This is a genomic window from Calothrix sp. UHCC 0171 (assembly GCF_034931845.1).
In the GTDB taxonomy this organism is placed as follows: Bacteria; Cyanobacteriota; Cyanobacteriia; order Cyanobacteriales; family Nostocaceae; genus Brunnivagina.
The window spans coordinates 1-10,347 of the sequence record NZ_JAYGHN010000078.1; the positions used below are offsets into that span (position 1 = coordinate 1).

The following is a 10,347-nucleotide window of genomic DNA, read 5'->3' on the forward strand; positions in this document are numbered from 1 at the left end:
CCCATAGAGTGACGCTAGCACCCGATGTAAGCGATCGCTATCTTTTAGACCTTTACTCCAACCACGACCAAAATCTATGACCACAGCCAAAAAGCCAGATAAATATACTGAAAAACAGCGCGGTGCATTGCTGCTATCAGTGGCAGCAATGCTCAAAAAGCTTATATATAAAGGATTTGCAGGGTTGTTTTTGCTTCCACCAGCCTTTTATGCCTTCATGTGGGCTGCTCTTTGTGCGACTTCTACGCACAGTTGCAAACTTTCAAAAATTCGATTTTTGCGTACTCAAAAGTTCAGCTACGCGAATCTAACCAATCATCGAGTAGTTCCTGAATAAGTTCGCTAAACTCCCGCTTTTGCCCTTCTTTGAGCAGTTCAATTTTGACGTTGGTATAGGTTCCACTTTTTATATAAGCCGTTACCTGTTCATAGTCGGGGTCAGACCGCTTACCCTTGGGTCTTCCCATTTTTTTGGGTTCGGTTGTTTCGGTTGGTTTAGCTTGGATTGGTTTCTCGCTCGGCTTTTGTTTGGAACTTTTCTGTTTGGCTGGTTTGGATGATTCGGGTTCTGGTTTGATTTCGACCGTTGGTTCGGGAACAGGTACTTGTAATACCACTTCTGGCGTTACTGCTTCCGGTTCAACTTCAGTTGAATTCTCCTTTGCCGCAGTCAAAATACTTTTGAATTTACTCATTTCAATATCTCCTTCCCAACCGTTTGATAATCTCGCCATGCAATTTTTGCTCTGGCATCTGTCACTTTATCTACTGATATCCCAGCTAATGCGGCTTTTTGAAATGCCACCGCATCGCGAATACTTCCCTGGAATACTGGCAATCCTGCTTCTAGCAACATTTCTCGTGCTTCCTCACCATCGCGTCTGGGTTTGGGTGGTACGCGAGTGATGAGAATACGAAATTTATCAGCACCCAAAGTTTTTAACGTATCAACGGTTTGCATCAAGGCATCAAGGGATAAAGCATCGGGGGTAGTTGGTAGCACCAATAAATCGCATCCCTCCACCAATGCTTCTAAATCTTCCCGCTCCGGTCGGGCTTGGGTATCAATCACAATATGTTGGTATCTGGGGGCAAATTTGGCTGCTTGTCTCTCATCAACAACCTTAAACGTTAATTCCCCCCGCTTTGCCCAACCACTTGCTGAACGGTTAGGGTCGCCATCTATTAATAATGTTTCTCCCTTATTTTGCAGGTAAGCTGCCAGATGAATAGATGTTGTGGTTTTTGCCACACCCCCTTTGAATGAGGCAACAGTAATAATCATAGCGATCGCATTGTTAGGTTATTAAATACTTGAATATTCACGTTACTAAATATTTACACTTTTGAGTACGCGAAAGTTTGACAATGTGAGTGGGCAAAAATATGTGTGAAATAATACCAGAAATTTTGAGATATGCAAACTGCTAGATTTTTGGCTACTTGCATAGCCAAATGTTTACACTTTTGAGTACGCAAACGTATAACAATTTAAGTTAGCAGATAGATGATACCAAAAATATTCAGGTACGCAACCTGCTAGAAGGCTGAAAATTCAAATACTTAAATATTTAGCTTTTTGAGTACGCAAAAGTTGAAAAGCTGACACTAATCTCGGCAAGGAGTATCCTGATTGTCAAAAGTTTGAGTATGTCAGTAGCTAAATATTTGAACTGTTGGGTATATAAACATTCGGGTTGTTGAATACGCAAAACTCTAAAACTATAAGCTTGAAACCTTACGATTCCCGGCAACGGGATTAAAACATTTAAGACACTGTTGGCGAAATATTGCTTAACATTAAAAAGTGATAAAAACCAATCAATCTGGAGAAATTGTGAGTGACTTCTTGCAGCAGTTTTGGCACTAATCAGAAACTGTCAACCAGAAGTTTTATTTCTTGAATAAATCGATTAAGGGACTTCTGTGCTGCTTTGTAAGCTGAAGCTTGCCGTCCCAACTTCAATTCAAATAAAATGCGATCGCGTATTGCTTCAAAATCTACAATGTCATGCACAAAATTAATGGCTGACCGTTCCTTAAGCTCTAAATTTTCTTTTTGAAGATTCTGTACTTGGGTTCGGAGCCTCGGAATCTCCAGATCGTACCGTGTAATACTCGGCAATGGTTCAGAAAAATTCTGTGTATTAGAAGTAGAAATATTTGAATTTTCCCGTGTAATACATGGAGTCAGGTTACTTCTAACTATTTCCTCTAGATAGTCAGCCCTGGTTAATCCCAAGCATTCAGAGGCGATACCTAACGCATTCCAGGTATCATCTGTTAGTCGTAAAGAACGCACCTCCCGGTAGTCCGAGCTTTTAATCGCAAACTTCCCCTGAATATCCCTTTTCATCTTTTTCATAGGATCTACCCACCATGTAATACACGGAAATTTTAAAAATCTTTTTAGTAGTTGTCAACCGTGTATTACATGGTATAGTTGCTTTGACTTATTCTTTAATCACCTTGGGGTTGGAATTGTTTGAAACGAGATGAGCGAGTTTTAGCAAGAGGTATACCATTTAGCCAAGCATCTAACCGTACTAAATTAAGCGCACAAGCGTAGTTATAAGGGATTACGCGCTAGGGGAATTGAAAATATCGATGTTGTAGCTAACCCCTGGGCAAAGCGGTTGGATCGAGATAATGATGGGGTTGCTTGTGAATCGGCAAATCGGTAATGTGTAGAACAAGCGATCGCCTCAAGTTAAACCAAAAATTTTGCGCCGACCTGGGGTATAGAAAAACATGGATGAACTTTAGCGGCTGAATTATTTATGGAGACTTACGGAAAGGTTTTTTCCACGACTGAGTGTACGGCAGCTAGTTGCACATTGCTGGGATCTGTTGCATGTTTTTTATGTTTATTTGCACAGAAGTACTTGGAGCAAGACCAATACCCCGACGTGCAGGAACAATTGGACGGTCGTTAATCAGGGAGAGGTCAAACTGGGTGAGAATGGTACCAAGAGCAATTCTCATCTCTGCATGAGCTAAGGCGGCTCCAATACAACGACGGACTCCCCCACCAAATGGCAAAAACTCGTAATTAGAAAACTGTCGTTCCAGAAATCGTTCTGGGGAGAACTTATGGGGCTGAGGGTAAAGTTCTTCACGGTGATGGATCAAATAAATGCTACCCATGATTAAAGTACCTGGTTCTAACTGGTAGCCACAGAGTTCCAACGGCTTTTCTACCCGACGAGGCAGAGTTAATATCAAGGGAGGATAAAGACGCATAGCCTCATTACAGACAGCATTGAGATAGGGTAGGCTCATAAATTTAGTAGGGTCAGTTTGAGTCGCAACAGTATTCAACTCCGTCAGCAACTTTTCTTTCACGTCTGGCAAGGAATAAATCCAGTAGATTGCCCAGGTTAAAGATGTGGCTGTAGTTTCATAGCCTCCCATCATCAAAGCCATCAGTTCATCCCGCAAATCTTGGTCAGTTAAACCATGACCATCCTCATCTTTAGCACACAGCAGTAGAGAAAGGATATCAGATCGGTCTGGATTTGGGTGAGTGCGTCGCTCCTGAATATTGGTAAACAGTATTTGATCAATCTCTTTAGTTAACTTGTGAAAACTATGCCCAAGACTCCAAGAACCAAAATCATTTTGAATCCAAGGAAGATAAAAAAATATCGAACTCCAGGGTGTACTGATCATATCCAGCCGGTGAGTATATAATCTTTCTAAATTTTCGTAACATTCACCGCTGTGCATTCCAAATACTGTTTGCAAGATCATCCGCATAGTGATTTTTCCCATCAGTTTACGGACATCCACAAATTTGTCGGCTAAAGATTGCGCCAAAGCTTCTTGAGTAATTTGCTGAATGCTCTGTGCATAGGCTTTAACCCGTTCTGCATGAAATGGAGGCATGAGCAATTTGCGGCGACGGCGGTGTTCGTTACCACTTGCAAGTGGTGTATTTTGCCGCCCGACTATTGGTACCATTAACTCATAAGCATCACCCGGAGCTGATAATTCTTTGCCAGAATCATGAGTTAACAAATATTGAATGGCACTAGGATCACTGATCACAACTACAGGGCTGTTATCACCCAACAACATCCCATGAGTTTTGAAAATATCTCCGTAACGTTTAAAGTTTGCTGTTAAGTAGTTCAATGGATCGAAAAGCCACTGAGCTGCCTGTAAAAACATGGGTGTTTCGATAGTAGGTACAGTTCGCACGATCTTTTTCCTCTGTGAGATATTTGGGTTATTTTACTTGCATGTAGCGTTCTGGGTTTTCACGTCTTGAAGCTGTTGCACACTCAAAGCTACAACGCAGTATTTGGGCGCACCGGCGCAAGTTATCTGTTGAACTTGAAGCTAGGAGCATGTTTATAGCTTTGATAAAGCCACCTTTCGCTTCATCCAAATTTTGTGTAAGTTTTGCGATCGCAGCATTCAGTGAGATACTTTGCTCATTACTAAGGAGAACAACAAGATTTGGTACACCACTCGAAATATCACGGTCGATTGAATGGAGTTCGTTATCGAAGATATAAAAAGTTGTCAAAAGCTTAACAGCCTCGGTAGATGCTAAAGTGCGTCGTTCCCAAGGCGTAAGTTGGATATTTTCCAGCAGCAACCAAAGCGAAAACCATCCATCTACATAAATAGTCGTACGGCGACATTCCATATACCTCTGAAAATCAATCTTTTGCTCTCCACGTATGACACGATTTCTAAAAGAGTACTCTGTTAGTAGCTTTTGTCTGGATTCAAGAAAATAATCCATCGGTTGTCCGAACTCCCAAAACTGTTGCAGCAGGTTTGCATGAGCTATGACAATGGGTCGCGATGTTTTCGGAGACTGACTTGCAAGATTCCTACTAAAGTCTTCGAGCAGTTCTAAATAATCTTCGCCTTGGTAATCATCAAGGTAGAAAAATGAAACAGCTAAGTCCATGCAAGCTAGAGTTAGCTGTTCCGGTCTCACCTCTGGGGGTGAAGCAATTTTCACCCAACTAGTAACTGTAAATAAAATGGGTGCAATTTCTTCTTGGATACCAAATGTCCGTAACCACTGGTCAAAGGCTTTAGGTATCATCTCAGGGTACTGGCTTACAGTTTCCATATAGTTTGAAGTCATATTCCCTCCAAATTGCCTTTTAAGTCAAGTGCTTGTTTATTGTTTACTGCATTAGAACCTTCCAATGCCCGGATGGCAAATACTGTCGTTATTACCGCACTACCAAAGAAGACTTGGTGATTGGTTCCCAGAGTGAAGTAAGGAAAAGGAGCCCAGGAGCCATCTTGCCTCACCTGGCTCAGTAGAAGTTGCTTGGCTGCTAGAATGGACTGCGGATCTAGGGGCATCTGTGGATAAATTGTATTGTAGTTATCCGCTGCAATCACTAGTTGCGCTAAACGAAGTGGGTTTTGATGCAGTGGGTTCTCTGGAATATTCACCGTTGCTAGAAAATAGGCAACCTTTGCCTTGAAGACGCTGGCACTGATGGCTGCTGCTGTCTGTTGGGGACAATATAAAAACAACTCCGACAAACAGCATAGGAAAGTTTCACTGTAGGGGTAATAACGAGTCCCTCCCTTCTCTATCTGATTTAAGTGATTAGCAATATAGCCCCAGTTAGCACAGAGAATCTCGGAGATCGTTGTGTTATCTGTGTGGCTAAGGTTCTCAGCATATTCTTGCAGTTGTATCAAATTATCTAGCTCCCACATTCCCACCTGTAGTGTTTGCAAAATAGGCAACATAGCATTCACCACTGCCACTAGATCGTGCTTGCAACCACGGAATTTTGCCTGGGAGCGTTCATTTGCCCGCTCGCTATGTTGTTGGTAAAGAACAAAGGTTTGATCTTCAAAATAAGTCTTTAGTACTCCCTTAACTAAGCTGTCCTGACGCTCATTGACAGAAGCTTCGTTATCTGCGTCTGAAACTTCCCGCACAGAGGCACTAGAAAGTAACTCAAAAGCACCCCTAGCTAGCATACAGTCATTAATCGCTCCACAGGCATACAGACCAGCTAGAGCAACCCCAAGACAATCTGTATCTGCGGCAAAGTCCTTGGTTCTGAAGAACAGAAAACGCCAACAGTCTGGGCTGAGTAATCCATAATTGAGAATACTTTGTGCCCAACGCTGTTGCATCTGCGCTAAATTGAAATCGGTTTGCAGGGATACCCCATGCAAAAATTTAAGCGCTAGCATTTGTGTAAAATTTTCTAGGGTCAGGGCACATCCAAGCTGATCCTTTAGTTTTGGCAGAATATTGTATTTCCACGCCTCCACCTGCCACAGGGGCATATTGCTAGGAAACTCTCCCACCGTAATCACCCCTAAGCTCAGGGAATTGTTAAACTGGCTATCTAAGGCAATACTCATCTGTAAGCCGTATTCGGACTCACTACACCGAGTCAGGTATTGATATGCAGCCTGCAATGTTCTGGTGAGTTCTACTGTAGATGCTTCGTCACATGAAATAGGCAAACATTCCGCCATAGCTGAATTGAAAAACATTTTGTTGGTCTGTTTGGAATACTCACCTGCTGTACCCACCCTCTAAATCCACAGAAGTAATATCCAACAGTTGGAATGTCTGCTAATTCTGAAGGTGTAAGTAATGACAGGATTTGTCAGTCAGGCTAAGTTCCTTAGCCTGCAACTATATATGAGTAATAGATGCTTCAATAACTTATCAACAAATGCTGATCAGTCTAATGAGTAGCTGCCGTACCCTGGTTGCATACGTGAATTTGTCATTACTATATATACATTTATTGAAATTATCGTATCTTAAATTTTGGTACATTCATCCTTGAAATTTTGTTAAATAGTTTTCGACACTAACTTTCACTTCAAACATAATTTTCGCAATAAAGTGTTTGACAGTATATTCGTAAATACACCCAAAACTATTGTATATAGAGGCATTTAGTGCGGTTATGTTTAGAAATGAAACTCTAGTACCTCCTAATAAAGTATCAAATAAATCACCTAATAGTTTGTTGAGATTACCTTGCAGATTCGTCATCACAAGAAGGTAAATTTTCGGGTATAGTTTCTGGAACAGTGGTTATTTCACAGTAAGTTATGGCTCTTTTTTTAACTATAAATTATTTTCCTAATATATCTTGTTTATGATTTTTGTTTAAGCATTACTTTCGCTTTCATCTAATTTGCTGCCAGGAAACACCGAGAAACGAAACTGCAAACAATGAATGTGCAATAATTACGGGTATATTAGCTGTGCCATTTGTCAAGCCATAAATTTGTGAGGCTGCTGCTAGAGTATGGAAAATAGATAACGCAATTAACCCCGGTTGCAATACTTTTATATCGGTTACATTCATCATTAACAAACTCAAAACACCGAAAGCTAAAGCACCACATCCAATTATCCGCAATAAAGAAATCGCTAAGGCACTATCTTTAATAATTAGAGTGGGAAAAAACAGAAATACAATGCCTACTCCCACTTCAAAAATAGTATTGGCAATCAATAATATTCGCATAAATTTATTTTTGATTAGCTATTTTAATACTTTTATTAATCTAAATCTGGCAGTTCTCCCCTTGGTAATAGCACGCGAATGGTACGGGCTTGTCTGGGTACTCGCTCAATTAATCCCAGCTTTTCCAAAGTTACCACCATACTGTGTACTGTAGGTGATGTTGTCTTAAAATAACGTTGCATATCAGCCTCAGATGGTGGATAACCATTGAGCTTCGTGTAGTAGTAAATAAAAGCTAAGTATTGTCCTTGTTTTGCGGTATATTTACGTTCCATTAATCTGTCCAAAAAGCACGATACACTTAACCCAGCACCAATTCTTCTATCAGCGCATTATTTATTCTTTGTGCTTCTTCCTGAGTCCTTTCAACTATATCAAATCCTTCTTGCACCAAAACTTGTACTTTTTCCGGCAGCGCTGCAAACTTATCGATGTTGAGTATCAGCAACCGACAACCAGGACAACCCTCTTCTAAGAAACCAGATTTTCTGAGGGCTGAGGTTTAACCAGTTAACTTCTTGCCAAAGACATCAAATAAATCCAAGTGCTCAACGCCTTACGGCATCAAAGGTAAAAACACAAGGTGACAACGCCACAGTTAAAAGTATGAAACTTGGTGCTCAACGCCTTACGGCATCAAAGGTAAAAACACTTGAATAATCCAGAATTGAACATTGGAGTAAGTCGGTGCTCAACGCCTTACGGCATCAAAGGTAAAAACACTCTAAAAAGCTACAACCAAGTGTATCGGCTACTTGTGCTCAACGCCTTACGGCATCAAAGGTAAAAACACAATTACCACCAATACCAATACCAACTCTAGATAAACGTGCTCAACGCCTTACGGCATCAAAGGTAAAAACACAGTGATAGCTGAAAAGCTTAACAAATAAGCGCTCTAGTCCAAGTTTACAAGCACCTCCCCAGAAAACCAACATAACATTAAAAATTCTCAAAAAATCCCAAACAACAAACCGAGTAAATTGCCCAAAACCCTTGAAGTAAAAGCACTTGAGGATTTTGCAAGCATCGAACGCAATCTAAAAATTCTCAAATAGCCCATTTACAAAGCTTTCAGCAACTACACCAACTTGACAATTCAAACAAACAGAGATGCCTGCATTTTCAAACAATCAAAAAAGGTTTGTCTGTATTTTCCCATGTACCTGGTCGATTGTATTTGGGTATATCCTGCACACAGCGATCGCTCAACCGCACGAACAAAATACAATCCTCCTTTGCCAAAATTGTCTCCAACTCCCAACGCAATTTTTCTCGGTCTCTTTGATTCATCACACAGCGAAAAATGGAATACTGTATCCTATCCCCATACCCTTCCAAAAGTTTGTAAGCTTTACGCCAACGTTTGGGACAGCGAATGTCGTAGCAAATAATGTAGCAATTTCGGATTTCTCCCATCTCATCACCTCACCTTTGCATTTTTGGAAATTTCGATCTGACGGAAGCCGACAAAACTGGAACTTCCTCACCGCACAATCAACTGACCAAACAAACCACCCTCACCCATCCATTCCTTTTCCAGTAATCGCACTTCCAACTCCAACAACCGACGGTAGGTGAGGGAATAACCCGTGGCTGGATGCTTCCAAGTTTCCTGTTTGCGATTTTCGTAGATTTCCACAAACTTGCGCTTACCAGTTTCGCTCAACCAAACCTGTTGTCCGCGCACATCAAAATCATCTCGCACATCCCACTGGTTGCGATTCACAGAAGCCATCACAGTCATATCTACCAAAGGAACTCGAAAAATTTCCATCAAATCCAAAGCCAATGGTGCAGCTTGAGAACGAGGTTGATGGTAAAATCCCAATGCAGGTTCTAGTCCAACTGTCAAGATAGCATTCATTACATCTTTAAGTAACAAAGCATACCCAAACCCCAAGAGACAATTAAACCGATCCTTGGGTGGACGGCGGTTTCTGCCATCGAAAACCATTTCCTGTGGTGCATCTGGTGAAATCAAATCAGGTAAAGCATCAAAATATAATGCAGCTAAATTCCCTTCATATCCCAAAAGAGATTCCAAAGATTTTGCTTGGGGAACAAGTTTCAGCACCGCTTTCATTTGGGAAATGGCTTTCGTCAACCTCTCACTACCCTTGCTCTTTCCCTTGTCTTGAAAAGTTTGCTCAACGCGGGTATCCCGCGCACGCAACTTTCCGCTCCCTCGCATCAAAAACTTACGCTGTCCTTGAGCACGACAAGCCACCAATCTACGTGCCAGTTCCAAGCAAGTATCACCATCGGCAAAGGCACTATACTGGCAAATTCGGCGTTGAATACTACCCTGGCGACTGTCGAAACTACCGAGATAACGCCCGCCACCGGAGATAAAATGTACGCCAATTCCCTGTTCGCCACAAAAATGCAGCGCTTGGGTGGAAACCTGGGAAAAACTGTGCAGCACCAATTGAGCGACCTGTCGGGCTGGAACTGTTTCTAATGGTTGGTGGCGACGGGCTATTTTGATTTGCTCTCCAGTTCGACCAACGCTAGTTCCTGGTTCGAGAACGTGAATTATTTGCCTGTCATCGTCTTCAGGGAATAAGCGGATTGGTTGCCATTCTTTGTCATGCACCAAGCGTGCTTCTTCGGGTAAACATACGGGAGAAAGAGAACAACGGGCACATAGACGTTCGTTATCGGTTACTGGTGGTCGATGAATAGATTGCCTAAGTTGCCTTGCTTTTTCAACAGCTTCTCTAACCATTGCCCGTCCAGTATCATCCAGGGGTACGTGAACCATTACATTATCAGCATGGTAGCGAATGCGACCTTCTTTGATAGGGATACCAAGGGCTGATTCGAGTAAACAGCAATAGGCAAGAAT

General features: G+C 41.8%; 12 protein-coding genes and 1 CRISPR repeat array. Of the genes, 1 reads left to right on the forward strand and 11 read right to left on the reverse strand.

Annotated elements, in window-relative coordinates; translation table 11 throughout:
• Positions 1–293: 293 nt before the first annotated feature.
• The 3 genes from VB733_RS26620 to VB733_RS26630 form a co-directional block, all read right to left on the reverse strand.
• On the reverse strand, positions 294–695 hold the full coding sequence (locus VB733_RS26620) for a hypothetical protein (protein WP_323343060.1): 402 nt from the start codon (positions 693–695) through the stop codon (positions 294–296).
• Positions 692–1,285, reverse strand: coding sequence for a ParA family protein (locus tag VB733_RS26625; RefSeq protein ID WP_323343061.1), 594 nt, complete (start codon positions 1,283–1,285; stop codon positions 692–694). Before VB733_RS26625 ends, VB733_RS26620 begins: the two co-directional genes overlap by 4 nt.
• Before the next feature lie 585 nt (positions 1,286–1,870).
• Entirely contained in the window at positions 1,871–2,365 is a 495-nt protein-coding gene (locus VB733_RS26630) for a hypothetical protein (protein WP_323343062.1), read from the reverse strand.
• Between the two features lie 238 nt (positions 2,366–2,603).
• Between VB733_RS26630 and VB733_RS27540 the strand changes: the two genes are divergently transcribed.
• Positions 2,604–2,684: an excalibur calcium-binding domain-containing protein gene (locus VB733_RS27540; RefSeq protein ID WP_416336355.1), complete on the forward strand. Its 81-nt coding sequence runs from the start codon at positions 2,604–2,606 to the stop codon at positions 2,682–2,684.
• 142 nt (positions 2,685–2,826) lie between these two features.
• Here VB733_RS27540 and VB733_RS26635 read toward each other — a convergent pair whose 3' ends face one another.
• The 8 genes from VB733_RS26635 to cas1 all read right to left on the reverse strand — a co-directional run.
• The gene (locus tag VB733_RS26635) at positions 2,827–4,203 is read right to left on the reverse strand and encodes a cytochrome P450 (RefSeq protein ID WP_323343063.1); all 1,377 of its coding nucleotides are present in this window, start codon (positions 4,201–4,203) and stop codon (positions 2,827–2,829) included.
• A gap of 28 nt (positions 4,204–4,231) precedes the next feature.
• A complete protein-coding gene (locus tag VB733_RS26640) occupies positions 4,232–5,110 on the reverse strand; it encodes a terpene synthase family protein (protein ID WP_323343064.1) in 879 nt (292 codons plus the stop codon).
• The gene (locus tag VB733_RS26645) at positions 5,107–6,540 is read right to left on the reverse strand and encodes a hypothetical protein (protein WP_323343065.1); all 1,434 of its coding nucleotides are present in this window, start codon (positions 6,538–6,540) and stop codon (positions 5,107–5,109) included. The genes VB733_RS26640 and VB733_RS26645 overlap by 4 nt, the downstream gene beginning before the upstream one ends.
• Positions 6,541–7,151: 611 nt before the next feature.
• Complete coding sequence (locus VB733_RS26655) at positions 7,152–7,496, reverse strand: hypothetical protein (protein ID WP_323343066.1); 345 nt, start codon at positions 7,494–7,496, stop codon at positions 7,152–7,154.
• Positions 7,497–7,531: 35 nt separating this feature from the next.
• Entirely contained in the window at positions 7,532–7,771 is a 240-nt protein-coding gene (locus VB733_RS26660) for a MarR family transcriptional regulator (protein ID WP_323343067.1), read from the reverse strand.
• Between the two features lie 26 nt (positions 7,772–7,797).
• On the reverse strand, positions 7,798–7,944 hold the full coding sequence (locus tag VB733_RS26665; protein WP_323343068.1) for a hypothetical protein: 147 nt from the start codon (positions 7,942–7,944) through the stop codon (positions 7,798–7,800).
• 96 nt (positions 7,945–8,040) lie between these two features.
• Positions 8,041–8,361: a CRISPR direct-repeat array (repeat unit 36 nt; unit sequence GTGCTCAACGCCTTACGGCATCAAAGGTAAAAACAC).
• 260 nt (positions 8,362–8,621) lie between these two features.
• On the reverse strand, positions 8,622–8,915 hold the full coding sequence (cas2, locus tag VB733_RS26670) for a CRISPR-associated endonuclease Cas2 (protein WP_323343069.1): 294 nt from the start codon (positions 8,913–8,915) through the stop codon (positions 8,622–8,624).
• A gap of 67 nt (positions 8,916–8,982) precedes the next feature.
• Positions 8,983–10,347 (reverse strand): type I-MYXAN CRISPR-associated endonuclease Cas1 (cas1, locus tag VB733_RS26675; RefSeq protein WP_323343070.1); only part of this gene is annotated, 1,365 nt, incomplete at its 5' end.

Coding starts and splice junctions, on each gene's coding strand:
- VB733_RS26620 (WP_323343060.1), bottom strand. CDS start 695: ATGAGTAAATTCAAAAGTATTTTGACTGCGGCAAAGGAGAATTCAACT.
- VB733_RS26625 (WP_323343061.1), bottom strand. CDS start 1,285: ATGATTATTACTGTTGCCTCATTCAAAGGGGGTGTGGCAAAAACCACA.
- VB733_RS26630 (WP_323343062.1), bottom strand. CDS start 2,365: ATGAAAAAGATGAAAAGGGATATTCAGGGGAAGTTTGCGATTAAAAGC.
- VB733_RS26640 (WP_323343064.1), bottom strand. CDS start 5,110: ATGACTTCAAACTATATGGAAACTGTAAGCCAGTACCCTGAGATGATA.
- VB733_RS26655 (WP_323343066.1), bottom strand. CDS start 7,496: ATGCGAATATTATTGATTGCCAATACTATTTTTGAAGTGGGAGTAGGC.
- VB733_RS26660 (WP_323343067.1), bottom strand. CDS start 7,771: ATGGAACGTAAATATACCGCAAAACAAGGACAATACTTAGCTTTTATT.
- cas2 (WP_323343069.1), bottom strand. CDS start 8,915: ATGGGAGAAATCCGAAATTGCTACATTATTTGCTACGACATTCGCTGT.